The sequence below is a fragment of the Microbispora sp. H10885 genome, from assembly GCF_014161415.1.
Lineage (GTDB): Bacteria > Actinomycetota > Actinomycetes > Streptosporangiales > Streptosporangiaceae > Microbispora > Microbispora triticiradicis.
This window is the reverse complement of sequence record NZ_JABBWY010000004.1, coordinates 406,809-432,608: the sequence shown is the minus strand read 5'-3', so window position 1 is coordinate 432,608 and position 25,800 is coordinate 406,809. Positions and strand designations below refer to the sequence as shown.

Here is a 25,800-nt window from a genome sequence, read left to right as displayed (position 1 = left end):
GTCCGGCGGGGTCCTCCTCAGCTCAGGTCACACCCGGCGGTCAGGCCTGCTGGTTGCGCGGGTCGCCGTGGCAGCGCTTGAACTTCTTGCCCGAGCCGCAGGGGCAGGGCGCGTTGCGCTCGACGTCGCCGTACGCGGCACGCTGCTCGGGGGTCGACTTGACCCGGCTGACCTCCACGTCGCCGCTCTCGCCGGGCGCGGTGTAGACCATCTCGGTCGGCCGCGACGGCTGCCGCAGCGCCCTGGCGATGATCGACCCGGTCTCCGACAGCGCCGTGTCCTCCTCGGCGTTCTCCTCCACGATCGGGTTGGCCTGCACCTCGACCTCGAGGTTGAACAGGTAGCCGACCGACTCCTCCTTGATGCCGTCGAGCATCGCGGAGAACATCTCGAAGCCCTCGCGCTGGTACTCGATCAGCGGGTCCTTCTGGGCATAGGCGCGCATGCCGATGCCCTCCTGGAGGTAGTCCATCTCGTAGAGGTGCTCGCGCCACTTGCGGTCGAGCACCGAGAGGATGACCCGGCGCTCCAGCTCGCGCATCGCCTCGGGGCCGAGCTGCTCCTCGCGGCGGTCGTACGCCTGGAGCGCGTCTTCCTTGATCTTGTCGGCGATGAACTTGGCGTCGAGGTCCTCCTTGCCGCCACCGGCCTCCTCGACGAGCTGCTCGACCGTCACGGAGACGGGGTAGAGCTGCCCGAAGGCCTTCCACAGCTTGTCGAGGTCCCACTCCTCGGCGAAGCCCTCGCCGGTGGCGCCCTTGACGTAGTCGTCGACCACGTCGACGACGAAGGTCCGGACCTGCTCGTGCAGGTCGGCGCCTTCCAGCACCCGCCGCCGCTCGGCGTAGATGACCGTGCGCTGGCGGTTCATCACCTCGTCGTACTTCAGGACGTTCTTGCGGATCTCGAAGTTCTGCTGCTCGACCTGGTGCTGGGCCGACGCGATGGCCTTGGACACCATGCCCGACTCGATCGGCACGTCGTCCGGGATGTTCAGCCGCGTCATGATCATCTCGACCCGGGCGGCGTTGAACAGGCGCATCAGGTCGTCTTCGAGCGACAGGTAGAAGCGCGACTCACCGGGGTCGCCCTGACGGCCGGAACGGCCGCGGAGCTGGTTGTCGATGCGCCGCGACTCGTGCCGCTCGGTGCCCAGCACGTAGAGCCCGCCGGATTCGACGACCTGCTCGTGCTCGGCCTTGACGGCCTCCTTGGCCTTCTCCAGCGCCTCGGGCCAGGCCTTCTCGTACTCGTCGGGCGTCTCGGACGGCGACAGGCCGCGCTGCTGAAGCTCCAGGTCGGCGCGGAACTCGGGGTTGCCGCCGAGCATGATGTCGGTGCCTCGACCGGCCATGTTGGTGGCCACGGTGACCGCGCCCTTGCGGCCCGCCTCCGCGACGATGGCGGCCTCACGGGCGTGGTTCTTGGCGTTCAGCACCTCGTGCGGCACGCCCTGGCGCTTGAGCATGCGCGACAGCTTCTCGGACTTCTCGACGCTCGTGGTGCCGACGAGGACCGGCTGGCCCTGCTCGTAGCGCGCCTTGATGTCGTCGACGCACGCCTGGAACTTGGCGTCCTCGGTCTTGTAGACGACGTCGGCCTGGTCCTGACGGATCATCGGCCGGTTGGTCGGGATGGGGACGACGCCCAGCTTGTACGTCTGGTGGAACTCGTTCGCCTCGGTCGCGGCCGTACCGGTCATGCCCGCGAGCTTCTCGTACAGGCGGAAGTAGTTCTGGAGGGTGATCGTGGCGAGAGTCTGGTTCTCGTCCTTGATCTTCACGCCTTCCTTGGCCTCGATGGCCTGGTGCATGCCCTCGTTGTAGCGGCGGCCGTGCAGCACGCGCCCGGTGAACTCGTCGACGATCAGGACCTCGCCGTCGACGACGATGTAGTCCTTGTCCTTCTTGAACAGTTCCTTCGCCTTGAGCGCGTTGTTCAGGAACTGCACGAGGTGGGTGTGCTCGGGCTTGTAGAGGTTGTCGATGCCGAGCCAGTCCTCGACCCGCTCCACGCCCGCTTCCAGGATGCCGACCGTGCGCTTCTTCTCGTCGACGACGTAGTCGCCGGTGCTCTCCTCGCCGTCCTTGCCCTCGGTGCCGCGGCGGAGCCTCGGCACGATCTTGGCGAACTCCTGGTACCACTTGCCCGACTGCTCACCGGGGCCGGAGATGATGAGCGGGGTGCGGGCCTCGTCGATCAGGATCGAGTCGACCTCGTCGACGATGGCGTAGTTGTGGCCGCGCTGGACGCACTCCTCCATCGACCACGCCATGTTGTCACGCAGGTAGTCGAAGCCGAACTCGTTGTTCGTGCCGTACGTGATGTCGGCGTTGTACTGCCTGCGGCGCTCGTCCGGCGACATGTTGGCCAGGATGACGCCGACCTCCAGGCCCAGGAAGCGGTGCACGCGGCCCATCGTCTCGGCGTCGCGCTTGGCCAGGTAGTCGTTGACCGTGACGACGTGGACGCCCTTGCCGGAGATCGCGTTGAGGTAGGCGGGGAGCGTACAGGTGAGCGTCTTGCCCTCACCGGTGCGCATCTCGGAGATGTTGCCCATGTGCAGGTTGGCGCCGCCCATGAGCTGCACGTCGAAGTGGCGCTGCCCGAGGACCCGGCGGGCGGCCTCGCGTACGGTCGCGAAGGCCTCCGGCATCAGGTCGTCGAGGGACTCGCCGTCGGCGTGCCGCTGCTTGTACTCGGCGGTCAGCGCGCGGAGCTCGGCGTCGGACAGGCTCTTGAAGTCCTCTTCGATGGAGTTGACCTGCTCGGCGATGCGCTTGAGCTTCCGCAGAGTCTTGCCTTCGCCGGCGCGAAGGATCTTGTCGAGAATGGCTGGCACTTTTAGTAAAGCTCCTCGCAGGTCTCACCCCGGTCGATCACCGGGGTGTGAGGACGAGACATACTTCCCCGCTAACCATCGTAGGCGGTTCCATCACCAGACACAGCCACCCTCAAACGACGGAGCGCCGCGCAACAATCCCCTATCTCATAAGGAGAAAACCGCCCAGAGGGTTCCCCCGATGTCCCGACCGCCCGGCCCATCAGGTAGAAAACGGGGTATGGCACAGAGCGGACACCAGGGCAGCCACGCGGGAAGCGCCAAATCATGGCTCGCCGTCAGCATCATCCTCATCGGCTTCACGATCGGGGGCGTGGCGCTGACCCTCGGCCCGAACTGGCTCTTCGTGTGGATCGGCGCGGGCGTCTGCGCCGTGGGCGGGCTGCTCGCCCTCGCGTTCGACATCTTCTCGGACGTGATCGTGGACGCGCCCCGGGAGATCAACGTGCAGGAGCACCACTCCCCGTTCGAGCACCGGTCCATCGGCTCCTGAAGCCGGCGATGAGGCCGCTGAAGCTTTCAGCGGCCCGCCCGGCCCCGAACCGCCGTAGGCGTTTTGTCGGTCACCGCGTCTACCATCTCCTCCTGTGACCGACCTGACCGCCGACGAGGCCCGCAGGATCATCCTCCGGGCCCAGGGCCTCCTCGGCGCCGCCGCGCGCGCCGGCGGGGTTCCCGCCATGCTGCGGCGCGTCGGCGCCGTCCAGCTCGACACCATCTCCGTCCTCGCCCGCTCCCACGAGCTCGTCGCGTACGCGAGGCTCGGCGCGGTCGGCCGGGACGCGGTCGAGCGCGCCTACTGGGACGCCCCCGCCCGTGCCTTCGAGTACTGGTGCCACGCCGCCTGCGTCCTGCCCATCGAGCAGTGGCCGCTGTACGACTTCCGCCGCCGCGCGTTCCGGGAGCGGCGGTTCCGGTGGCACGAGGTGCCGCCCGTGGTGGACAAGGTGCTGGAGCAGGTGCGCTCCGACGGCCCGCTGACCACCGCCGACATCGGCGGCGCCAAGAATGGTGGCCCCTGGTGGGACTGGTCGGACACCAAGATCGCCATTGAGTGGCTGCTCGACATCGGCGAGGTCGTCTGCACCCGCCGTGTGGGCTGGCGGCGGGTCTACGAGCTCGCCGAGCGCGCGATCCCGGCGGAGCTGCTCGGCCTGGACCTGTCGGACGCCGAGTGCGTGACCCGGCTGACCGGCATCGCCGGGCGCGCGCTGGGCGTGGCCACCCGGGCCGACCTCACCGACTTCACCCGCGTCAGGGGCGCGCACGCCGCCCTGCTCGACGAGGCCCTGCTCAGTGGGGCGGCCGGTCTCGTGCCCGTACGGGTGTCGGGCTGGCCCGCCCGGCGCGGCGCGGGCGCGGATGGGCCCAACGCCTGGGCCGACCCCGCGGCGCTGGACGGCGAGCCGCGCGGGCGGCACCGCACGACGCCGCTGTCGCCGTTCGACTCGCTGATCTGGGAGCGGGCGCGGGCCGAGCGCGTCTTCGGCCTCAACCACCGGTTGGAGGCCTACGTGCCGAGGGACAAGCGGGTCCACGGCTACTTCGCGATGCCGGTGCTCGCGGGCGGCCGGATCATCGGCCGGGTCGACCCGGCCCGCGAGGGCGCCACCCTGGTCGCCCGCCAGGTCGGCTTCGAGCCGGGCGCACGGGCCCGCGACGTGGAGGCGATGAGCGACGCCCTGTGGGAGGCCGCCAGCTGGGTCGGCTGCACCGGCGTGCGGGTGGAGCGCGTCGGCACGCCCGAACTCGAGGCCCCACTGCGCGCCGCCGTGGCCCGCGACCCGCGCTGAGCGGCCTGCCGCCCGGCCACAGTGACCGAGGTCGGTGCCGGCGAGTACCGGCTCATGCGGCAGGACCTCGCCTCCTGGAGCCATGCCCGAATCCACCTGGCGGCCGCCCGCCGGATTCTCCGGCGCACTGCCTGCCCAAGCGGTGCAATAGGGGCATGTCCCGATCTTCCCGAGTGCCGCCGCGCGCGGTCATCGCCGTGGCCGCGGTCATCGGCGCGACTGTGGCCGTCCGCGCACGCCGCCACTCCCGTCCCGCACTCCCGGTAGCTCTCACCGGGCCGCCGTCGGCGGCAGCGCCGGAGAGCACATCGGGTCCCGCAGAGGATGCCCCGGCACCTCCTCGGCGGCAATTACCTCGGGGCTGCTGCTGACCATGGCCGTGATCGGCGCCTGCTCCGCCGCGGCCTTGGTGCTGCAGGGTCCGAACTGGGCGCGCTGGACCCTTGTCGGCCTGGCCTTGGCGGGCACGGCCAGCTTGGGGATCGCATTCATGATCGGCCCGCTGGCCCGCCGCCTGGCCGGCGAGACCGCCCCGTTGACGCCCGCCGAACGCCGGCAGATGAGCGTCGTCGAGCGCGTGGAGGCCGTCAACGCCGCCCGCAGCACCCTGATCCAGGCCGCCACCGGCCTGGTCGTCATCGGCGGCGTGGTCTTCACCGTTCAAGGCCTGCGGTACACCGCCGAGTCCCTGAAGACCTCCCGCCAGGCCCAGCTGACCGCGGAGCAGGGGCAGATCACCGACCGCTACACCAAGGCCGTCGAACAGCTCGGCTCATCCAAGCAGGACGTGCGCCTGGGCGGCATCTACGCCCTGCAGCGCCTTACGGTCGACTCCCCCCGCGACCGCGAAACCATCCGCAACGTCCTGGCCGCCTACGTCCGGGGCCACGACACCTGCACTCCACAGGACCGCAAGGGCAGACCACCTGAGCAGTGCACCGCGAAAACCCTCTCCGCCCTCGCCAAGATCCCGATCACGAGGCCCGGGGCGGACGTGCTCGCGGCACTGACCATCGCCCCCGCCTTGGCCGCCGGACGCAGCGACGGCATCCCTCCCTCCACGGGCGATGGCACCACCGACTTCTCCCAGGTCCGTTTCCCTCGCACCTACCTGAGCGGCGCGTACCTGCGCAACGCGAACCTGAGCAACGCCAACCTGCGCGGCGCGTACCTGAGCGACGCCTACCTGCGCGACGCGGACCTGCGCGGCGCGCTCGTCCAGGCGTACCTGAGCGGCGCGGACCTGCATGGCGCGGATCTGCGCGGCACGTACCTGAGTGGCGTGGACCTGAGCGACGCGGATCTGCGCGGCACGTACCTGTTCGGCGCGGATCTGCGCGAGGCGGACCTGACCAAGGTGCGGCTGACCGGCGCGCACCTGCGTGGCGCCGACCTGCGTGGCGCGGACCTGAGGTTCGTGCGAGGGATGACCGAGAAGGAGATTCGGACCGTGGCCGTCGTCGATGCCACGACACGGTTCTGACCGCGGCCGAGGCTCAGGTGATCTCCAGCAGGCGCTCGCGCACGGCGTAGACCACGGCCTCCATGCGCGAGTGGAGCTGGAGCTTCTCCAGGATGTTGCGCACGTGGTTCTTCACGGTGTTCTCGGAGATGAACAGGTCCTTGGCGATCTCGCGGTTGTTCATGCCCTTCGCCACGAGGCGGAGGACCTCCATCTCGCGCTCGGTCAGGCGGGGAACGGGAAGCTGCGGGGGCCGCTCGGCCTCCTTGCGGCTCATGTTCGCGAACTCGGTGATCAGCTTGGCCGCCATGGCCGGGTTGATCAGCGACTGCCCCTCGTGCACCCCGCGCACCGCGTCGGGCACCTCGTCGATCTGGACGTCCTTGAGCAGATAGCCGGTCGCACCCGCCTTGATCGCCTCGAAGAGGTCCTCCTCCTCGTCGCTGACCGTCAGCATGATGATCCGGGTGCTCGGCACCGATTCCTTGATCTTCCGGGTCGCTCCGATGCCGTCCAGCTTCGGCATCCGGACGTCCATCAGCGCCACGTCCGGCATCAGCCGGTCGGCGAGCTCCACCGCCTCCTGGCCGTCGCTCGCCTCGCCCACCACCTCGATGTCCGCCTCCGCGGCCAGCGCGAGCTCCAGGCTGCGGCGGATCAGTGCGTGATCGTCGACGATCAGGACACGGATCGGCTCGCTTCTACCGGCTGCTCGAGCCGCCTCGTCGGGTCGGGACACGGAACCTCCTTGCGGGGGCCAAGGACGCTGGATCGCCATCATTACACGGGTTCCGGAGTGTTAGGGATCTTCGTCGCGCCGGCCCGGCCCTCGACAGGGGATCGCACGGCGCCCCGGCCCGCGTCCGTCCGGGCCGGGGCACCGCGGCCCCGCCGGCCGGAGCGGCCGGGGACCGCGCGACGACCTGTGTCAGGGCTCGACGAGCCTGAGGAGCCCGTAGTCGTAGCCGCGCCGCCGGTAGACGACGCTGGGCAGGCCCCCCTCCTTGTCACGGAAGAGGTAGAAGTCGTGACCCACCAGCTCCATTTCCAGGAGCGCCTGGTCGATCGTCATGGGGTCGGCCTTGTGGAACTTCTCGCGTACGATCAGCGGTCCGTCGCCGTCCATCTCGATGGGCACGATGGGCCCGGAATCCTCGACCCGCTCCGGCTCCGGCTCCCACTCGGCGACCGCCTGGACCGCCTGGACCTCCGCGACCGGCCCGGGCTCCTCCCGGGTGGTGCGGACCACCCCCTGCGCGTCCTCCATCACCGCCGTGAGCTCGGCCGTCGAGGGCGGGCAGTTCTTCCCGTGGTGGATCTTGCGGCGGTCGGCGAGCCGCCTCAGCCGCTCTTCGAGCTTGCCGATGGCGATGTCCAGCGCCGAGAAGCGGTCGTCCGCACACGCCTCGGCGCGGATGACGGGGCCACGTGAGTGGATGGTGAGCTCCACCCGTTCGCGTTGCCCGCTCTGCCGGTGGTTGGACTCCTTGGAGACCTCCACATCGGCCTGGATGAGCTTGTTGTCCAGTCGTTGGATTCTGGCCAGCTTGGACGTCACATGATCACGGAAACGGTCACTCACTGTGGTGTGCCGTCCCTTGACGATGATTTCCACGCAAAGCCTCCCTTCGCACATCGACTGCGGTGCACGGCTTACGGAGCACCCGTCCGGCCGACCTGGTCTTCGTCCCCACATCCGCCTGCTGAGGGGTTCGCGGCTCAGTCGCCACTACTGCCCTTCTCCTCTTGCGGGGGACATCTGGACCCCCGGGAGGGCAGGACTTACCTCTAAGCCGCACCGTGATCGGTCGACCAAGAGTCGCCTTACGTGGGCCGTTTCGCCTGCGGCTGGCATCGGCTTGCCAGGCCGGACCCCACGAGGGAGTCGGCCCGGCGCAACCACGGACCCGGACGGGTGCCATGTCTGAACGCTAGTCGCTGCCGACAGGAATGTCAGCCAAGAGGAGAGCCGGACGATCACTTTGCGTGATCCGGGTTGCCGTCTCACCCTTGTAAAACTCGCGGTCATATTCCTGGAATCCCCGCCGATCCGGGGTCCACACCTCTCTGGAGCAGGTGGGTCGCCGAATCCGCCGTCTCGTCCACCTACGCGGCGGCGAGGAGCGATCCTGCCTCAGGATTTACCATCCGTGATTATCGCGAATGTGGTGCTTCCGGCGTGTCGCGACGTACGGGACGCGCCTGGGGGTGGCCGCGATCGTCACCGCCGCGGACGGCGTGACGCCCGCCGCGCGCAGCGCCCGCGCCGCCTCCGCCAGCGTCGCCCCGGTCGTGACGACGTCGTCCACCAGGACGACCCGGAACCCCACAGCACGCCCTGTGCCGCTGTGAGGCGGCCTCAGCGCCCCCAGGGCGCGATGCCCGACCTCGAAGGCTCCGGAGAGGTTGGCGGCCCGCTCCAGCGAGCCCAGGCCCGCCTGGTCGGCCACCCGTCTGCGCTGCCGCAGCAGCGGCGCGAGCACGGCGGCGCGGCCCAGCCCGCGCAGCTCGCGGACGGCGGCCGTCGCGACGGCGCGCACCGGGTCGTGACCCCGGCGGCGGACGGCGGCCCGGGCGCTCGGCACCGGCACCAGCCACGTCACGGCCGCCTCCCCCTCACCTGCCCGATCCCCGCCTGCCCCGTCCCCGCCCCGGCCACCACCGGACAGACCCGCGCCGGACAGGGCCGCGCCGGACAGGGCCGCGCCTGCCGGGCGCGCCGCGCGCTCCCCCTCCGCCTCGGCTTCGGTCTGCCAGGCGGCGACGCAGGTCGCCACGCAGGCGGCCAGGGCCGGCACGAGAGCCGTACGGCCGCGTTCCTTGCAGGCGAGGATCATCCGGCGGGCCGCGCCCTCGTAGGCGGTGGCCGACCAGCAGTCCGGCAGCCCGGGAGGCGCCGGGTCCGGCGGCCGCGGAGCCGGCTCCCCGAGCAGCTTCACCAGGCAGGAAGGGCAGGCCACCGCGCCCCACACGCCGCATCCGGCGCAGCGGGGCGGGAGGATCAGATCGAGCAGCGCCGGCACCACGCGCCCAGCATCCCGCCCGCCACCGACATTCCGGCGGACGGGCCGGTCAGCCGAGGGGATAGACGGGAGTGGTGGCGCCGTCCTTGGCGAGCTGGTTCCAAGCCTGCTTGTCGGTGCTGTAACTGATCACCTGGCCCTCGTCGGCTCCGGCGATGACGTGGTCGGGGGCGGCGGCGATCGAGTCGATCTTCGAATCCAGCTTGATCGGCCCGGCGTCCGGGTCCGTCCTGCCCTCCATCACCGACCACGGCGTCAGCTCCTGGCCGCTCTTGACCTTGGACAGCACGAGCAGATCGGTGGCGTCCCGCCAGGCGATGTCCTCGATCTGCTGGTCGTCGCGGGAGTCGATGAGCGTCCGCACGTCGTCGATCCGCACCTGCTCGCCGAGACGGAGAATCGTGCCGATCCGCACGGAGGTGCCGAGCCCGTCGTCGAGGATGGCGGCGACCCTGGCCCCGTCGCGGGAGACCCGCAGCTTGATGATGCGCCCGTACGACAGTTCCTCGGAGATCTCCACCCTGCGGGGCTGGCCGGCGACCGCCGTCCAGACCCGGCTCTCGTGCGCACTCACCTTCTCGGCCGACCAGACGGCGCCGTACCGGTCCCAGGAGGGCGGGCTCATGTTCTTGCCGGCGATCCACCGCTGCCACGCGCTGCCCGCGGTCATCGGCGCGACGTAGACGCCGTCACCGTTGACCAGGGCCGCCACCAGGACCGGATACTGGGTCAGGACGGCCGGCTCGGTGAACTTCCCGGGCTGCTCGCCCGCCGCGCCCGGCACGGGGGTGCCGGCGCCCTTCTCCTTGTACTGCAGCAGCCTGCCGCCCTGCATGTAGTAGGCCTGCGGCGAACCGGTCAGCACGTTCGGGTCGTAGGCGTCGTAGTCGGCGGGCCGGAACCGGACGCCGGAACCGCCGCCGTTGACGCGGATCTCCACCGTGCGGCCGGTGACCAGGTCGCCGAGCGTCCAGACGAGCTGCGCCTTCAGCGCGTCGAGGCGGTCGGACGGCACCGCGTCCACCTGCGAGGTGAAGTCGACCACGACGGTGTCGCCCTCGACGGAGATCCGGTTGAGATCGGTGCCGGCGGGGAAGGCGCTGCGCACCGCGCTCGCGATCGACGAGGTCGGTCCGGCGAGCAGCCGGCGGACCCGTGTCTCTGGCACCCCTCTGCTGGGCTCGATGGGCACCCACACCCGGTCGGCCACCAGCCCCGTCGCCGGGGTGGCCGGGGGATAGTAGAGGTCCACCCGCCGGTAGGCCCGCCGCACGTCGTCGCTCGACAGCAGGCGGGCGTCCGGCGGGATGTCGATCCGCCACTCGGCGCCCACCTTGACCAGGGTGAAGGGCTCGACCAGAGCGCCGGTCGCGGGGGTGTACCTGCCCTCGGAGTCGATCGTGGCGACCTTCGTCCCCTTCAGCGTCACCGTCGTCCGGGTGGCGTGTTCGAGGTCCTGCGTACGGTCCGGCTCGATCTTGCCCTCGTAGACGCGGGTCTGCCGCCTCGGGTTCCAGCGCTGGGACGCGCCCGGGGTGAGGTACTGCTTGGCGACCCGCAACTCGGCGTCGTCGAAGGAGGCCATGGCGGCCTGGAAGCCCTTGACGATGTCGTCGGGCGGCGCGCCCGGCTTCGGCGGCTCCGCGATGATCCGCACGTACGGCTCGCTGAGCGTGTCCTTGCTCTTGTCCTCCTGGGCGACCCGGGGGCCTCCGCTCGTCGGCACGGTGGCGCAGGCCGTCCCGCCGCCGGCCAGCACGAGAACCACGCCCGCGAACGCCGCGAGGCGGCGGGTCACCGCGGCGCGCCGCTCAGTCCGCATCGAAACCGCCCGCCTCGGCGCTCTCCCGTACGCGGGGCCCGGCCTCGGAGATCGCCCCGACGGCGGGGGTGAGGACCGGCGTGGCGTGGCTGCGCCAGGTGCGCCGCATCTCCACCTCCGGCGGGACCAGCGGGAGCGGCGATCCGCGCAGCGGCGTCCCCGCGACGCGCGGCAGCGACAGGCGGAACTGGCTGCCCTCACCGGCCGCGCCCCACGCCTGGAGCCAGCCGCCGTGCAGCATCGCGTCCTCCCGCGAGATCGCCAGCCCGAGGCCCGTGCCGCCGATGGTGCGGGCACGTGAGGGATCGGCCCGCCAGAAGCGGTCGAAGACCAGGTTCTCCTCGCCCGGCTTCAGGCCGACCCCGTGGTCGCGTACGGCCACGGCCACGGCGTCGCGGTCGGCTCCGAGGGTGACGACGACGTCCCGGCCCTCGCCGTGCTCGATGGCGTTGAACAGCAGGTTGCGCAGGATGCGCTCGACCCTGCGGCTGTCCACCTCGGCCATGCACGGCTCGTTGGGCAGGCGCAGCTCGAACCGGGTGGCCTGCCGTTCGGCCAGCGTCTCGGAGTCGCCCACCGCGCGCAGCACCACGTCGCGCATGTCGACGGGGTCCAGGTCGAGGGTCGCGGCCCCCGCGTCGTAGCGGCTGATCTCCAGCAGGTCGGCGAGCATGGACTCGAACCGTTCGAGCTGGTTCTGCATCAGCTCGGCCGCCCGCGCCGACGAGGGGTCGAAGTCCTCGCGGCCCTCGTACAGCAGGTCGGCGGCCATGCGGACGGTCGTCAGCGGCGTGCGCAGCTCGTGCGAGACGTCGGAGACGAACTGGCGCTGCACCTGGGAGAGCTCCTCCAGCTGGTGGATCTTGAGCGCCAGGTTGGAGGCCATCTCGTTGAACGAGGTGGCCAGCCGGGCGAGGTCGTCCTCACCGCGCACCTTGAGCCGCTCCTCCAGGCGGCCGGCCGCCAGCCGTTCCGCCGCCTGGCGCGCGAGCCGTACGGGGATGACCACCTGGCGGGTGACGAGCGAGGCGACGCCCGCGAGCAGCAGCACGAGCGCGGCGCCCGCGCCGATCAGCATCCGCTGGACCGCCTGGAGCGTCTTCTCCTCGTCGCCCAGCGGGAAGACGTGGTAGATCTCGTAGCTCCCGTTGACCATGGCGCCGACCACCAGCGCGGGCCCGGGCTGCTTCGCGCCGATGTAGCGCACCGTCACGGTCTGGTGCCACAGAGGGTGGTCCTCGTCGCTGTTCCTGACGTCCGCCCTGAGGGAGGCGGGGATGCTCGACGGGTCGATCTGGCTGGAGACCCTGCCCTGCCCGACCATGCTCGTGTTGTAGATCACGACGTCGTAGCGACCGCCGGAGCGGTCCGCCAGCGCCTGGGCCGCCGTGTCGACGGGATCGCCCACCGGGCCGGGCGCCGAACCGTCCTGCCCGCCGTCGCCGATGTCGGAGAGCCGGCTCAGGTAACCGCTCGCGGTGGCGTTGTTGGCCTGCGACTCCGCGACCGCGGACACCTCGCTGGCGTTGTGCACCGACGCGTAGATCGACTGCATCAGGAACACGCCGAGGACGACCACGACGGCCATCGACAGCACCAGCGTGCTGGTGACGACGCGGAGCTGGAGCGAGCGCCGCCAGACGCCCCGCAGCCGGCCCGCGAGACGGCGCGCGCGTCTGCGGACCCCACGGGCGATCTGGCCAGGGGTCCGGCGGCGGGACTTTCTCGCGGGTACCGGCATGGTCGGAGCGGGCGCCTACGCGGGGCCGGCCTTGTAACCCACCCCGCGCACCGTGACGACGATCTCCGGGCGCTCCGGGTCCTTCTCGATCTTCGCGCGGAGGCGCTGGACGTGCACGTTCACCAGGCGGGTGTCGGCGGCGTGCCGGTAGCCCCAGACCTGCTCCAGCAGCACCTCGCGGGTGAAGACCTGACGGGGCTTGCGCGCCAGCGCGACCAGCAGGTCGAACTCCAGCGGCGTGAGGTTGATGGTCTCCTCGCCACGCTTGACCGAGTGACCGGCCACGTCGATCGTGATGTCGCCGATCTGGAGGATCTCGGGGGTGGGCTCGTCGGTGCGGCGCAGGCGGGCGCGCACCCGGGCGACGAGTTCCTTGGGCTTGAACGGCTTGACGATGTAGTCGTCGGCGCCGGACTCCAGGCCGAGGACCACGTCGATGGTGTCGCTCTTGGCCGTCAGCATGACGATGGGGACCCCGGACTCGGCGCGGATGCGGCGGCAGACGTCGATGCCGTCGGCGCCGGGGAGCATCAGGTCGAGCAGGACGAGGTCCGGCCGGGTGTCCCGGAAGGCGTCGAGTGCCTTGTCGCCGTCGGACACGAACGACGGTTCGAAACCCTCCCCGCGCAAGACGATGCCGAGCATCTCGGCGAGAGCGGCGTCGTCGTCGACGACCAGCACGCGACCTTTCATGGCCCCTCATTCGTACGCGTTTGGGAGATTTGGGCGTTTGTCACAGGTACCCCCGCAGGCTACCGGTGGCCGCCACTCGGGTGTTACACGACCATGACAGAGGTTGGAGTTTAGGCGGGATGGAGTTTAGGCGCAGTACACCAAGCGCGCGATTATCTGACCAGATGCGGTCACACCGGGGGGAATCCCGTGGTGCGGTCACGTTCCAAGTGTGCTCCCGCACCCCGGTTTCGGCCATCCCCTGCCGGGGCTCGCTTCCGCCCGCGAGGGGACGCCGGTGCACCACCTGCCCGTCTCCGCCGGACAACCCGGCGGTCGCGGCACTTGGTGATCGCGCGGCACACGCACGTACATCATGCCAGGATTGGGACATGACAGACGGCCCCGGCTCCTCCCCCGACGTGCCCTCCGGCTGGGCGGCCGAGCAACCTCCGCCGTACGGCGGAGCCGCCGGGACCGGCGGGACGGGCGAGTCCTGGGCCGCCCCCGGCGGCCGGGAAGGCCCGGCCGGCCCGCAACCCGGCCCGCAACCCGGCCCGCAACCCGGCCCGTACGGCCAGCCCATGTCCCATGAGCAGTATGGCCAGCCCGGCTCTTCCGGCCCGTACGGCCAGCCCGGACAGTATGGTCAGCCCGGCTACGGCCAGTACGGACCGTACGGTCAGGGCCCGCAGGCGGGCGGGCCGCACTACGGGTCCGGTCCCTACGGCCAGGGCCCCTACGGCCAGGGCCCCTATGCGCAAGGTCCATACGGACACCGGCCGCCCGACGCGCCGCGGCCGGGGATCATCCCGCTGCGCCCGCTGACGCTCGGCGACATCTTCGACGGCACGATCAAGCTGATCCGCTCGAACCCGAAGGCCACGCTCGGCCTGTCGGCGATCGTCGCGGCCGTCACCGCGATCCCCGGCGCGCTCGGCCAGGCGGTCGGCCTCGGCATGTTCGGGACGGCGCTGGACGGCTACGGCTCCGGCTCCTACGAGACGGCCGCCTCGCCCGCGCTCCCGGTCGTCGGCCTGGCCGCGCAGTACATCGGCGCGATCATCACCTATGTCATGACGTTCCTGGGCACCACGATCCTCACGGGCATCCTCACCCGGGTGCTCGGCCGCGCCGTCTTCGGCGGCCGGATCACGGTGGGCGAGGCGTGGCAGCTCGCGCGGTCGCGGGTGCTCGCCCTGCTGGGGCTGGCGCTGCTACAGGCTCTCATCCTCATGGCGCCGGTGCTCGTACTCGCCGCACTGCTCGTGGCTTTGGGGCTGGGCGACGCGACGGCGGGCGCCTTCGTGGCCGTCAGCCTGCTGTTCGTCCTGGCCTACATCCCGTACGCCGCCTTCTTCTACACCCGCTTCTCGCTGGCTGCCCCCGCGGTCGTGCTGGAGGGCCGCGGGGTCACCGACGCGATGGCCCGATCGTGGCGGCTGGTGAGGGGCGGCAGCTGGCGGGTGTTCGGCATCCTGGTGCTCACGGCCGTGCTCGTGGGCATCGCCTCCAGCGTGCTGGGAGTCCCGTTCACGATCGGCGGTTCCCTGCTCGGGATGTTCGGCGGCGGCACGGTCGCCGCCACGGTGCTCACCACGATCCTCCTGGCCGCGGGCAGCGTCGTCGCCTCCATGATCACCTATCCCTTCCAGGCGGGCGTGGCGGGGCTCCTCTACGCGGACAGGCGGATGCGGGCCGAGGCGTTCGACCTCGTGCTGCAGACGGCGGCCGCGCAGAACCAGTCGCAGGGCTGGGTCCACACCGGCGTCGACGACCTGTGGCACCCGAGTCACGCGGCCGCGACGGGACCGGCTCCCGGCCCCGGCTCTCCGCCTTACGGGACCCCGCCCGGAGCCTCGCCCTACTACGGAACCCCGCCGTACGGACCCCAGGCGTGACGGCGGTACTGCTCGCGCCGCTCGCGTCGTCGCTCGCCTCCTTCTCGTCGCCCGTCGACATCGGCCGCGACCAGGCCGCGGACGAGGCGGCACGCGAGCTGTCGAGGGCGGGCTACCAGCACGAGCCGCTGTTCGACCGGTTGCGGCGGGAGTTCTCCCAGTTCATCGGTGACCTGATGAGCGGCGACGGCACGGGCACGGGCGGCGCGCTGTCGCTCGTCGTGATCGTCGTCGTCCTGGTCGTCCTCGCCGTGCTGCTCCTGTGGGCCCTGCGCCGCTTCTCCGGCTCCGCGAGGACGGAGCCGGGAGCCGTGTTCGGGCGGAGCGAGCGGACGGCCGCCGAGCACAGGTCGGAGGCCGAACGCCTGGCGGCGGCGGAGGACTGGGCCGGGGCCATCCGGGAGCGGTTACGCGCCGTCGCCCGCGACCTGGAGGAACGCGCCGTCGTCGCCCCCCTGCCGGGCCGTACGGCGATGGAGCTCGCCGAGGCCGCCGGGCAGGCGCTGCCGTCCCACGCGGCGGACCTGCGGGCGGCGGCACGCCTGTTCGACGACGTCACGTACGGCGAGGCAGACGGCACCCGTGAGGGGTACCTGACGCTCGCCGCCCTGGACGAACGCCTGCGCTCGGCCCGCACGGGCGTGACGGCATGACCGCGCCCACAACCGGGACCACGACCGGGGCGCGGCGGGGCCGGGGGCGGGAGGCGGCCTGGATCTCGCTGGTGGTGCTGCTCGTGCTGGGCGCGGCGGCTCTGCCCGCGTTGCTCGCGCCTGACCGGCCCCCCGGGCGGCTCCTGGACCCGGCCGACACCTCGCTCGGCGGGAGCGCCGCCCTCGCCCGGCTGCTGGAGGCGCACGGGGTGGAGGTCGTCCGGGTGGAGACGCCGGGCGCGGCGGTGGCCGCCGCGGGGCCGGAAACCCTGCTGCTGGTCACCGAGGCGAGCATGCTCGGCGACCACGACGACGCCGTCCGGCTGGCCGAGGCGCCCGGCGACCGGCTCATCGCCGGGCACGCGTCCTACCTCGACGTGCTCGCCGCGGGCCTGCACAGGAAGGGCGTCGAGCGCACCCGCTCCCGGCCGCCCCGGTGCGCGCTGCGGGAGGCCGTGCGGGCCGGCGACGTCTACACCGGCGGACTCTCCTTCTCCGGCCCGTCCGGGTCCACGGGCTGCTATCCGGCGGGCGACGGCCACACGCTGGTCCGTTACACCGAGGACGGCCACACCGTGACCGCGCTGGGCGACGCGTCGTTCCTGACCAACCTGCGGCTCGCGGACGACGGCAACGCGGCGCTCGCGCTGAACCTGGCCGGCGCGCGGCCGAAGCTCGTCTGGCTCACCTGGCCCGACGATCCCGCCGACGCCGCCGACGGCGGAGACGGCGCCACAGGGGCGGACGGCGAACCGGCCAGGTCGCTCGGCGATCTCATCCCAGGCGGCGTCAACTGGGCGGTCTTCCAGCTCGTCGTCGCGGTGGCCGTGACCGCCCTGTGGCGGGGGCGCCGCCTCGGCCCGGTCGTGACCGAGCGCCTCCCCGTGGTCGTACGGGCCTCGGAGACCGTGGAGGGGCGGGGCCTGCTCTACCGGTCGCGCCGGGCCAGGGACCGCGCCGCCCTCGCCCTGCGGGCCGCCACCGCCGACCGGCTCGCTCCTCTCCTGGGCGTGCCGCGTACGGCGACGGCCGAGGAGGTCGCCGACGCCGCGGCGGCGCGTACCGGGCAGGACCCGGGACCGGTACGGGCGCTGCTGTGCGGCCCCGAACCGGCCGACGACGCCGCGCTGGTGGCCCTCGCCGCCCATCTGGACACACTGGAAAGGCAGGTTCGAGACTCGTGACCACCCCCGGACCGGGCGCCGCCCCCTCGGCGTCGTCCCCCGTACCCCCGGCCACCTCGCCGCCGCCCCTGTCAGCCCCGTCGGCCCCGTCGCTTCCGCCGCTGCCGACACCTCCCGGGGCCGACGCCGCGCGGGAGGCGCTGGCGGCGCTGCGCGCGGAGGTCGGCAAGGCGGTCGTGGGCCAGGACCCGGTCGTCACCGGCCTGGTCATCGCGCTGCTCTGCCGGGGTCACGTGCTGCTCGAAGGCGTGCCCGGAGTGGCCAAGACCCTGCTCGTCCGCACGCTGTCGGCCACGCTCTCGCTCGACTTCAAGCGCGTGCAGTTCACCCCCGACCTGATGCCGGGCGACGTGACGGGATCACTGGTCTACGACGCGCGGACGGCGGAGTTCGAGTTCCGCGAGGGGCCGATCTTCACCAACCTCCTGCTCGCCGACGAGATCAACCGTACGCCGCCGAAGACCCAGGCCGCCCTGCTGGAGGCGATGGAGGAACGGCAGGTGAGCGTCGAGGGAGCGGCCCGCGCGCTGCCCGATCCGTTCATCGTCGTGGCGACGCAGAACCCCGTCGAGTACGAGGGCACCTACCAGCTTCCCGAGGCGCAGCTCGACCGGTTCCTGCTCAAGCTCACCGTGCCGCTGCCGCCGCGCGAGCAGGAGATCGCCGTCCTCGAACGGCACGCGCTCGGCTTCGATCCGCGCGACCTGTCGGAGCTCAGGGCGGTGGCGTCCGCGGCCGACCTCGCGGCGGGACGGCGGGCGGTCGCCCAGGTCCACGTGGGCCCGGAGGTGCTCGGCTACATCGTGGACCTCGCCCGGGCCACCCGGCAGTCGCCCTCGCTCCAGCTCGGCGTCTCGCCGCGCGGGGCCACCGCGCTGCTCGCCGCCGCGCGGGCCTGGGCCTGGCTGTCGGGCCGGTCGTACGTGACCCCCGACGACGTGAAGGCCCTCGCGCGGCCCGCCCTGCGGCACCGCGTGGGGCTGCGCCCGGAGGCCGAACTGGAGGGCGCCACCCCGGACGGCATCCTGGAGGGCATCCTGTCGGCCGTACCGGTGCCCCGGTGAGGGCCGCGTGGCGCTGACCGGGCGCGCGGGACTGCTCGCCGCCCTCGCCGCGATCGTGGTGCTCCTCGCCCCCGAGCCCGGCCTGGTCGTGCTGGCCGCCGCGCTGGTGCTGGCCGCGCTCGTGACGGCCGACCTGCTGCTCGCGGGCGGCGTGCGCGGGCTGCGGTTCCACCGGGACGGCGACCGGCGCGTACGGCTCGGCCAGTCGCTCGTGATCGGGCTGGTCGTGGACAACCCCGGCCCGCGCCGGCTGCGGGGCGTGCTGCGCGACGCCTGGCAGCCCTCGGCCGGGGCCGCCCCGCGGCGGCAGGCGCTCGACGTGCCGCCCGGCGAGCGTCGGCGGCTGGTCACGACGCTCACGCCCGTACGCAGGGGTGACCGGGAGGCGGTGGCCGTGACGGTGCGCTCGGTCGGGCCGCTGGGCCTGGCGGCGCGGCAGCGGACGTTCGAGGCGCCGTGGACCGTGCGGGTGCTGCCGCCCTTCCTCAGCCGCAGGCATCTGCCGGCGCGGCTGGCCCGCCTGCGGGAGCTGGACGGACGGCACCCCGCGCTGGTGCGCGGCCAGGGCACCGAGTTCGACTCGTTGCGCGAGTACGTGGTCGGCGACGACGTCCGCTCCATCGACTGGCGGGCGAGCGCCCGGCGCAGCGACGTCGTCGTGCGCACCTGGCGGCCGGAACGCGACCGCCGCGTGCTGATCGTGCTCGACACCGGCCGCACCTCGGCCGGCCGGATCGGGACGGCGCCACCGGGCTTCGGGCCGGGCTTCGCGCCGGACTCCGGTGCGCCAGGCTCCGAGGCGGACGCGGGGCCGGGCCCGGGACGAGGTCGGGGAGCCGGTTCGGGGCCTGGTCCGGCACGAGGTCAGCGGGCCGGTTCGGGGGCCGGTTCGGGGGCCGCCGGATGGCCGCGGCTGGACTGGTCGATGGACGCCGCGCTGCTCCTCGCCGCCCTCGCCGCGCGGGCCGGCGACCGGGTGGACTTCCTCGCCTACGACCGGGCCGTACGGGCGCAGGTGTCCGGCGCGTCACGCACCGAACTGCTGTCGTCGATGGTGAACGCGATGGCGCCGATCGAGGCGGAGCTGGTCGAGTCCGACGCGGCCGGGATGGCGGCGGCCGTGCTGTCCCGGGCCCGGCGCCGCTGCCTGGTGGTGCTGCTGACCGACCTGAACACGGCGGCCATGGAAGAAGGGCTGCTGCCCGTGCTGCCGCGGTTGTCGGCGCGTCACCTGGTCCTGGTCGCCGCGGTGGCCGACCCGCGGGTGGCCGAGATGGCGGCGGGCCGGGGCACCGCCGAGGCGGTGTACGACGCCGCGGCGGCGGAGCGGCTGCGCGGCGAGCGGCGCGAGGTCACGGCGACGCTGCGCCGCCAGGGTGTGGAGGTCGTCGACGCCCTGCCCGAGGACATCGCCCCCGCGCTCGCCGACGCCTACCTCGCGCTCAAGGCCGCCGGCCGGCTGTGACCCGTCAGGCCGTGGGGGCCAGGTCGGGGGCGCGTTCGATGTCCCCCGTCTCGTTCCGGCGCTCCGCCCGGCGGCCGAAGACGACGACGTACGTGAGGAACAGCGCCTCCGCGAGCGCGCCGATGGCGATGCGCGCCCAGGTCGGCAGGCCCGAAGGGGTGACCCCCGCCTCGATGAGCCCGGAGACGAACAGCACCACGACCAGGCCGAGCGCGACGCTCATCACGGCCCTGCCCTGCTCGGCCAGCGCCTCCGCCCGCCGCCTCGGGCCGGGGTCGACGACCGTCCAGCCGAGCCGCATGCCCGCTCCCGCCGCCAGGAACACCGCGGTGAGTTCCAGCATGCCGTGCGGCAGGATCAGCCCCCAGAACACGTCGGCCCTGTCGTGGGCGTGCATCAGGCCGCCGAGCACCCCGACGTTGGCCGAGTTCTGCCACAGGATCCACGGGATGGGCAGGCCGAGCAGGATCGCCGACACCACCACCTGCATGGACAGCCAGGCGTTGTTGAGCCACACGTGGCCGGCGAAGGACGCCGCCGGGTTCTCGGAGTAGTAGTCGGCGAAGTCGTGCTCGACGATCTGCCGGATCTCCTCCGGCGTGCCGACGACGCCCTGCACCGCCGGGTCGGTCGCCACCCACACGCCCATGACGTACGCCACGACGAGAGAGGCGACCGTGGCGCCGATCCACCAGCGCCGGGCCCGGTAGGCGACGACCGGGAACGACACGGTGAAGAAGCGGACCACCTCCCGCCAGGCCGGGCTGTGGGCGCCGGTGACGGCCGAGCGCGCCCGCGCGACCAGCGACGACAGGCGACCGGCGAGCAGCGCGTCGGTCGACGCCGACCGGACGATGGACAGGTGCGTGGCCGCCTGCTGGTAGAGCTCCACCAGTTCGTCGATCTCCGCGCCGCGCAGCGTGCGCCGCCGCCGTACGAGGTCGTCCAGCCGGTCCCAGGACGGCTTGCTCGCGGCGACGAACGCATCGATGTCCACGGATCGGACCCTATCGACCACGGCGCAGTAGGGTGCGCAGTGTGTCCGAAGTCGTGACCGGTGAGGCCGTCGTCGTCGAGGTCCGCGTGGCCCAGCTGCCCAGCCGCGCCCTGGCCTTCCTGATCGACTTCGTCGTGCAGTGGACCGTGATCATCGTGGCGTCCGTGCTGGTCTCGCACGCCTCGTCGCTGACCGACGACTCGCTGTCCGTCGCGCTGCTCATCCTGTTCACGGTGCTCGTCACGGTGGGCTACCCGGTCGCGTTCGAAACGCTCACCCGGGGCCGCTCATTGGGCAAGCTCGCGCTGGGCCTGCGGGTGGTGAGCGACGACGGCGGGCCGGAACGCTTCCGGCAGGCGCTGTTCCGCGGGCTCGCCGGGTTCCTGGAGTTCTGGACGCCGTTGTTCGGCGCCCCGGCGCTCATCACCTCGCTGCTGAACCCGCGCGGCAAACGCCTGGGCGACGTGTTCGCCGGGACGATCGTCATCGGCGAGCGCGGGCCGGGCGAGACCCCGCCCCCCGAGATGCCGCCGGCGCTGGCGTCCTGGGCGGCCACGCTGGAGCTTTCCGGCCTGTCCGGCGAACTCGCCGCCACCGCCCGGCAGTACCTCGTGCGGTGGCACCAGCTCAGCCCGCCGATGCGCGAGGAGATGGGGTTGCGGGTGGCCGGTCAGGTGAGCGCCCGCATCGCGCCGCCGCCCCCGCCCGGCGTCCCGCCGTACGCCTATCTGGCCGCCGTGCTGGCCGAGCGCAGGCGCCGCGAGGAGGCGCGGCTCGCCGCGATTCGCGAGAACCGCGCGCGGTACGGCGCGCAGAGGCACGGCCCGCGTGTGTACGGCACGCACGCGGAATCTCCCCTGGTCAGCCGTGGGGCGGGAGTGCGGCCGCCCGCGCCTGTCACCCCTCGGGGAGAGGCGCCGGGAGGGTCTGCGACGACGTCCGGCGGATTTGTTCCACCGATTTAGGTGTAGACCCGCGATTGGGGGGCACCTGTGGCAATTGCAGGTCATGGGGCATCCTGCAGTGGGGTTGAGGCGGGCGCCGCCGGTGTGTTGAGGGAGAGGTCACACCGACGGTGCCCGCCTCCGTGTTGTCCCGGCCGCCACGGTCGCGGCGCCGGGCTGGTTCGGTGTTGTCGGCGATCAGGTATTCCCGCTCGGTTCTCCAGCCGCGCTGTCGGCGATCAGAAAGCCGGTGCCGTCGAGGCCCACTTCCAGATGCCACCCGTCCGGCCACACGTGGTCGCGCGTAGCCGTGGCCCTCGCACCGGTGAATGTGGCCTCGGAGAAGGCTTCGCCGCTCTGCCAGGTCGTGAAGAAGGTCTGATCGTCGGCCGTGGCGCCCCGGGAGAATGCCACCCCGCCGAACCTGGCGTCCCCGGAGAAGATCGCCCGAGCGAAATCGGCATCCCCGGTGAAGGTCACCCTGTCGAATCCGGCGTCCCCGGAGAAGGTGACGAAATCGAATCCGGCCCTTCCGGAGAAGGTCACTCCGTCGAAACTGCCGGTGAAACGGGCACGGGTGAGCTCGAAATCGATCAGGGTGGCCCCGGTCAGGTCGAGTCGCATGCCCTCCCAGTACCGAGGGCTGGGCGGGGACTCGTCCCAGGTGCTGAGAGGGCGGTCGTCACGCAGGTGCTCGGCGAGGACGCGCTGAGCGGTGAGGCGGACCTGCAGTTCGCCTTCCCGGTCGGTCTCCTGCCGGGGTGCGTGATCAGGAACGGCGAGGGCGCCGAGACGGGCGGCCCGGTAGCGGCGTCGGGCCGCCAGCAACGCCGCCCTGCGTTCGTTCTCGCGAGCCGAGGCCGATTCCGGCGCGGCGTAGGGCATGCGTAGATAGGCGCAGATGACATTGACGATGGTCTGCCGGTGGAGGGGGTTGTCCTGTGCGAGACGCTCCAGGGCGTACAGGCCGGCCAGACGTACGGCGGCTCTGTCGTGACCGAGTTGTTCGGCGGCCTTGGTGTACAGGTCGGTGACCCGGCGTTCGGCGGCGTCGTGCTCGGTGGCGGTGGCCACCCGCTCGGCGTGCCGGGCGGTGATGAAGCTGTGCAGTTCCTGATGGTTCTGCCGCCGGAAGGCGAGCGCGAGGGTGATGGCGGCGCCGACTCCGGCGCCGGCGGCCAGCGCGGTACGCAGTATCTCCCCCCGTGCGCTACCGGCCCCGGGAACGGATTGCCCGGCGGACTGGTGGGCCAGGTCGGCCAGCAGCCACCACAAGGTGCCGCCGGCGGCGGCACCGACCAGGAGGACGGCCAGCACGATCCACCAGGCAGCAGCCCGCGGAGGACGCAACGCCGGAGGAACCGGCACGGGGTCGTCCAGCGGACGGGCTGCGCGGCGGTGCGGCAGTAACGGCATACCTCCCATTGCAGCCGCACCTGGCCCGTCCCTGCCCTGTGCAACGCCTGATCGTTACCGGCGCGGCCCCTGACCGGTCCCGGCCGTCCGGAACAGTCGTCCCGGCCGCGCGTCAGTACGTCACTGGTCGGTGGTGCGACGGCGCCGGGTGCGGCGCGGATAGGCCTTGGCCGTCTCGGCCAGCCGTGCGGCGTGCTCGGCCTGCTTGCGCCAGTGCCCGTAGGCGTCGCCGCGCTGCGCGAGCCGGTCCAGTTCGCGCATGGTGGCCAGCGGGATGAACGCGGGTTCGGCGTCCCGCCACGGCGTGCCGGGCAGCGGCATGAACGTGTGGGTGTGGATGCGCGCCCCGAGGTCGGCGAGGTCGGCGGCCAGCCGCAGAGACGCCTCCTGGTCCTCGGCCGACTCGCCGGGCAGCCCGAAGATGAAGTCGACGTTCGGCCGGAAGGCGAACTCGGCGGCGATGCGGACGGCGTCGCGGACCGGTTCTGCGCCGTGACCGCGACCGGCGGCGGCCAGCACCCGGTCGGAGCCCGACTGCGCGCCGATGATGATGTTGTCGTTCGCCACGTACCGCTTCAGCAGCCGCATCGCCTCCGGCGTGACGTGCTCGGGCCGGATCTCGGAGGGGAAGCTGCCGAAGAACACCCGGCCGCCGGCGGGCAGTTCCTCCTTCACGCCCGCCAGCAGCTCCTCGACGGCATCGAGCGCCGGATCCGGCCCCTGCGTGCCGTACGAGAGCGAGGTGGGGGTGATGAACCGGACGTCACGCAGGCCGTGCGCGGCCATCCGCCGGACGTGCTCCCGCACGCTCGCCACGCCGCGGTGCCGGAACCTGCCCCCGAACATGAAGGGCGTCTGGCAGAACCGGCAGGTGTACGCGCAGCCACGGGTGATCTCGATCGGCCCGAAGGCGCGGCGGCGGTCGGGGAAGGACGGGAAGGCGTCCAGCGGCAACTGCGGCGCCGGCGGCGTGCGCAGCGCCATGCCGTCCGCGTCGCGCACCGCCAGGCCGGGCACGTGGGTGAGCGGCGCGTCCGTGCGCAGCGCCTCGACCAGGGCGACGATCGTCGTCTCGCCCTCGCCGATCGCGGCGAGGTCCCAGCCTGCGTCGATGACCTGCTGGGGTTCCGCGGTCGCGTGGACGCCACCCGCGATGTGCAGCACGCGCGGGTCGTCGGCGAGAGCGCGTACGGCGGCCAGTTCGGCGGCCATCGCCTCGGCGTCCGGGGAGTAGAACGACCACAGCACCAGGACACGATCGGCGGTGCTCGCCGCGATGTGCGCGGCGGTCTCCTCGGCCGTGACGCCGAACCGCAGATCGCATTCCGCCCTGGCGGTCTCCAGCGCGCCGAGCAGCGCGTGTACGCCGTACGTGACCGCCTTGCGATAACGGACGACCACCGACACATCCACACTCACCCTGGCAGGGTAGTGCCGGCGCGCCCTGCGAGGGCCCGGGAGACCCGCCCTAGGCGGCGCGGGCGGCGCCTGGCGGTCCGGGGAGCGGGAGGAAGCGGCGCGGAGCGGCCTGGGCGGGGCGGGCGTTCGGGGCGGGGAGCGGGTCAGGACCCGAGCCGCCAGGAGTGGAGATACTCCTCCTGCTCGGCGGTGAGCGCGTCGATCGAGATCCCGGCGGCGGCGAGCTTCAGGCGGGCCACCTCCACGTCGATGCCGGCCGGGACGTCGTGGACGCCGGGCGGCAGCCGGGACGGCTCCTCGACCAGCCAGGCGACGGTGAGGGCCTGGGCGGAGAACGACATGTCCATCACCGCCGCCGGGTGGCCCTCGGCGGCGGTCAGGTTCACCAGGCGGCCCTCGGCGAGCAGGAGCAGCCTGCGGCCGTCCTCCAGGACGTACTCGTCGGTGTTGGGCCTGATGCCGAAGCGCACCTCCCGGGCCATCCCCTCCAGCGCCCGCACGTCGATCTCGACGTCGAAGTGGCCCGCGTTCGCGAGGATGGCGCCGTCCTTCATGGCGGCCAGGTGCTCGGCGCGGATGACGTCGCGGTTGCCGGTGACGGTCACGAACACGTCGCCGATCTCGGCGGCCAGGCTCATCGGCCGTACGTCGTAGCCCTGCAGGGCGGCGTCGAGGGCCTTGACCGGGTCGATCTCGGTGACGACGACCCGCGCGCCGAGGCCCTTGGCCCGCTCCGCGACTCCCCTGCCGCAGAAGCCGAAGCCCGCGACGACGACGGTGCGGCCCGCGAGCAGCACGTTGGTGGCCCGCATGATGCCGTCGAGCGTCGACTGGCCGGTGCCGTAGCGGTTGTCGAACATCCGCTTCGTCCGGGTGTCGTTGACCGCGACGACCGGGAAGCGCAGCGCGCCCTCCGAGGCCATCTGGCGCAGCCGGATGATCCCGGTGGTGGTCTCCTCGCAGCCGCCCATCACGCCGTCGAGAAGCCCGACCCGCTCGGTGTGCAGGATGTTGACGAGGTCGCAGCCGTCGTCGAGGACGACGTGCGGCTCGATGTCCAGCGCCTGGTTGATGTGCCGGTAGTAGGCCGCCCTGTCCACCCCGGCGCGGGCGTGCACGGCGATGCCGTACTCCCCCAGCGCCGCCGCGACGTCGTCCTGCGTGGACAGGGGGTTCGAGGCCGCCAGGGCGATCTCGGCGCCGCCCTGCCGCAGCGCCCCCATGAGCACGGCCGTCTCGGCCGTCACGTGCAGGCAGGCGGCGATGCGCAGGCCGTCGAGCGGCCGGTCGGCGCCGAACCCGGCGCCGATGGCCTGGAGGACCGGCATCGACCGGGCCGCCCACTCGATGCGCCGCTCCCCGGCCTCGGCCATGTCCGGCTGGATCACGCCGGCCCTCCGTC

General features: G+C 72.4%; 20 protein-coding genes. 9 read left to right on the top strand and 11 right to left on the bottom strand.

What is annotated here, in order from left to right:
• Positions 1-40: 40 nt before the first annotated feature.
• A complete protein-coding gene (gene secA, locus HHX37_RS13145) occupies positions 41-2,842 on the bottom strand; it encodes a preprotein translocase subunit SecA (protein ID WP_182885547.1) in 2,802 nt (933 codons plus the stop codon).
• A gap of 220 nt (positions 2,843-3,062) precedes the next feature.
• On the opposite strand from secA, the gene HHX37_RS13140 reads away from it, so the two are divergent.
• The 3 genes from HHX37_RS13140 to HHX37_RS36610 all read left to right on the top strand — a co-directional run bounded on the left by HHX37_RS13140 (position 3,063) and on the right by HHX37_RS36610 (position 6,118).
• Complete coding sequence (locus HHX37_RS13140; RefSeq protein ID WP_117410367.1) at positions 3,063-3,335, top strand: HGxxPAAW family protein; 273 nt, start codon at positions 3,063-3,065, stop codon at positions 3,333-3,335.
• 94 nt (positions 3,336-3,429) lie between these two features.
• Positions 3,430-4,635: a winged helix-turn-helix domain-containing protein gene (locus HHX37_RS13135; protein WP_182885546.1), complete on the top strand. Its 1,206-nt coding sequence runs from the start codon at positions 3,430-3,432 to the stop codon at positions 4,633-4,635.
• A 373-nt stretch (positions 4,636-5,008) separates the two neighbouring features.
• A complete protein-coding gene (locus HHX37_RS36610) occupies positions 5,009-6,118 on the top strand; it encodes a pentapeptide repeat-containing protein (RefSeq protein WP_182885545.1) in 1,110 nt (369 codons plus the stop codon).
• Between the two features lie 13 nt (positions 6,119-6,131).
• On the opposite strand, the gene HHX37_RS13125 is transcribed toward HHX37_RS36610, so the two are convergent.
• The 6 genes from HHX37_RS13125 to mtrA form a co-directional block, all read right to left on the bottom strand.
• Positions 6,132-6,836: a response regulator gene (locus HHX37_RS13125; RefSeq protein WP_111701573.1), complete on the bottom strand. Its 705-nt coding sequence runs from the start codon at positions 6,834-6,836 to the stop codon at positions 6,132-6,134.
• A 189-nt stretch (positions 6,837-7,025) separates the two neighbouring features.
• On the bottom strand, positions 7,026-7,712 hold the full coding sequence (hpf, locus tag HHX37_RS13120; RefSeq protein WP_111701574.1) for a ribosome hibernation-promoting factor, HPF/YfiA family: 687 nt from the start codon (positions 7,710-7,712) through the stop codon (positions 7,026-7,028).
• Positions 7,713-8,238: 526 nt separating this feature from the next.
• Positions 8,239-9,123 carry a ComF family protein gene (locus tag HHX37_RS13115; RefSeq protein WP_182885544.1) on the bottom strand — a complete coding sequence of 295 codons (885 nt, stop codon included), beginning with the start codon at positions 9,121-9,123 and terminating at the stop codon, positions 8,239-8,241.
• A gap of 46 nt (positions 9,124-9,169) precedes the next feature.
• Positions 9,170-10,942, bottom strand: coding sequence for an LpqB family beta-propeller domain-containing protein (locus HHX37_RS13110; protein WP_182876941.1), 1,773 nt, complete (start codon positions 10,940-10,942; stop codon positions 9,170-9,172).
• Positions 10,932-12,683 carry an MtrAB system histidine kinase MtrB gene (mtrB, locus tag HHX37_RS13105; protein ID WP_117410295.1) on the bottom strand — a complete coding sequence of 584 codons (1,752 nt, stop codon included), beginning with the start codon at positions 12,681-12,683 and terminating at the stop codon, positions 10,932-10,934. The genes HHX37_RS13110 and mtrB overlap by 11 nt, the downstream gene beginning before the upstream one ends.
• Positions 12,684-12,698: 15 nt before the next feature.
• Positions 12,699-13,376 (bottom strand): MtrAB system response regulator MtrA, encoded by a 678-nt coding sequence (mtrA, locus tag HHX37_RS13100; RefSeq protein WP_117410294.1) that lies wholly within the window; start codon positions 13,374-13,376, stop codon positions 12,699-12,701.
• A 371-nt stretch (positions 13,377-13,747) separates the two neighbouring features.
• Between mtrA and HHX37_RS13095 the strand changes: the two genes are divergently transcribed.
• From HHX37_RS13095 to HHX37_RS13075, 5 genes are all read left to right on the top strand, one after another.
• Positions 13,748-15,256, top strand: a complete 1,509-nt coding sequence (locus tag HHX37_RS13095) for a glycerophosphoryl diester phosphodiesterase membrane domain-containing protein (protein WP_182885543.1) — start codon at positions 13,748-13,750, stop codon at positions 15,254-15,256.
• Positions 15,253-15,909, top strand: coding sequence for a DUF4129 domain-containing protein (locus tag HHX37_RS13090; RefSeq protein ID WP_310740352.1), 657 nt, complete (start codon positions 15,253-15,255; stop codon positions 15,907-15,909). The genes HHX37_RS13095 and HHX37_RS13090 overlap by 4 nt, the downstream gene beginning before the upstream one ends.
• The gene (locus tag HHX37_RS13085) at positions 15,906-17,093 is read left to right on the top strand and encodes a DUF4350 domain-containing protein (protein ID WP_182876942.1); all 1,188 of its coding nucleotides are present in this window, start codon (positions 15,906-15,908) and stop codon (positions 17,091-17,093) included. The genes HHX37_RS13090 and HHX37_RS13085 overlap by 4 nt, the downstream gene beginning before the upstream one ends.
• 101 nt (positions 17,094-17,194) lie before the next feature.
• Positions 17,195-18,157, top strand: coding sequence for an AAA family ATPase (locus HHX37_RS13080; protein WP_182879961.1), 963 nt, complete (start codon positions 17,195-17,197; stop codon positions 18,155-18,157).
• 7 nt (positions 18,158-18,164) lie between these two features.
• Positions 18,165-19,622: a DUF58 domain-containing protein gene (locus tag HHX37_RS13075; RefSeq protein WP_182885542.1), complete on the top strand. Its 1,458-nt coding sequence runs from the start codon at positions 18,165-18,167 to the stop codon at positions 19,620-19,622.
• A 4-nt stretch (positions 19,623-19,626) separates the two neighbouring features.
• Here HHX37_RS13075 and HHX37_RS13070 read toward each other — a convergent pair whose 3' ends face one another.
• Positions 19,627-20,619, bottom strand: coding sequence for a stage II sporulation protein M (locus HHX37_RS13070; protein WP_111701793.1), 993 nt, complete (start codon positions 20,617-20,619; stop codon positions 19,627-19,629).
• A 41-nt stretch (positions 20,620-20,660) separates the two neighbouring features.
• Between HHX37_RS13070 and HHX37_RS13065 the strand changes: the two genes are divergently transcribed.
• Positions 20,661-21,584: an RDD family protein gene (locus tag HHX37_RS13065; protein WP_182885541.1), complete on the top strand. Its 924-nt coding sequence runs from the start codon at positions 20,661-20,663 to the stop codon at positions 21,582-21,584.
• A 177-nt stretch (positions 21,585-21,761) separates the two neighbouring features.
• Here the strand turns inward: HHX37_RS13065 and HHX37_RS13060 are convergent, their stop codons facing one another.
• The 3 genes from HHX37_RS13060 to HHX37_RS13050 form a co-directional block, all read right to left on the bottom strand.
• The gene (locus HHX37_RS13060; protein WP_182885540.1) at positions 21,762-22,979 is read right to left on the bottom strand and encodes a pentapeptide repeat-containing protein; all 1,218 of its coding nucleotides are present in this window, start codon (positions 22,977-22,979) and stop codon (positions 21,762-21,764) included.
• 120 nt (positions 22,980-23,099) lie between these two features.
• A complete protein-coding gene (locus HHX37_RS13055) occupies positions 23,100-24,398 on the bottom strand; it encodes a TIGR04013 family B12-binding domain/radical SAM domain-containing protein (RefSeq protein ID WP_182885539.1) in 1,299 nt (432 codons plus the stop codon).
• A 143-nt stretch (positions 24,399-24,541) separates the two neighbouring features.
• Entirely contained in the window at positions 24,542-25,771 is a 1,230-nt protein-coding gene (locus tag HHX37_RS13050; protein WP_182877003.1) for an adenosylhomocysteinase, read from the bottom strand.
• Between the last annotated feature and the right edge of the window lie 29 nt (positions 25,772-25,800).

Bases quoted from the DNA above. Each gene is read 5' to 3' on its own strand.
- HHX37_RS13060 (WP_182885540.1), bottom strand. From the start codon at position 22,979: ATGCCGTTACTGCCGCACCGCCGCGCAGCCCGTCCGCTGGACGACCCC.
- HHX37_RS13095 (WP_182885543.1), top strand. From the start codon at position 13,748: ATGACAGACGGCCCCGGCTCCTCCCCCGACGTGCCCTCCGGCTGGGCG.
- HHX37_RS13085 (WP_182876942.1), top strand. From the start codon at position 15,906: ATGACCGCGCCCACAACCGGGACCACGACCGGGGCGCGGCGGGGCCGG.
- HHX37_RS13110 (WP_182876941.1), bottom strand. From the start codon at position 10,942: ATGCGGACTGAGCGGCGCGCCGCGGTGACCCGCCGCCTCGCGGCGTTC.
- mtrB (WP_117410295.1), bottom strand. From the start codon at position 12,683: ATGCCGGTACCCGCGAGAAAGTCCCGCCGCCGGACCCCTGGCCAGATC.
- HHX37_RS13140 (WP_117410367.1), top strand. From the start codon at position 3,063: ATGGCACAGAGCGGACACCAGGGCAGCCACGCGGGAAGCGCCAAATCA.
- HHX37_RS13050 (WP_182877003.1), bottom strand. From the start codon at position 25,771: ATGGCCGAGGCCGGGGAGCGGCGCATCGAGTGGGCGGCCCGGTCGATG.
- HHX37_RS36610 (WP_182885545.1), top strand. From the start codon at position 5,009: ATGGCCGTGATCGGCGCCTGCTCCGCCGCGGCCTTGGTGCTGCAGGGT.
- mtrA (WP_117410294.1), bottom strand. From the start codon at position 13,376: ATGAAAGGTCGCGTGCTGGTCGTCGACGACGACGCCGCTCTCGCCGAG.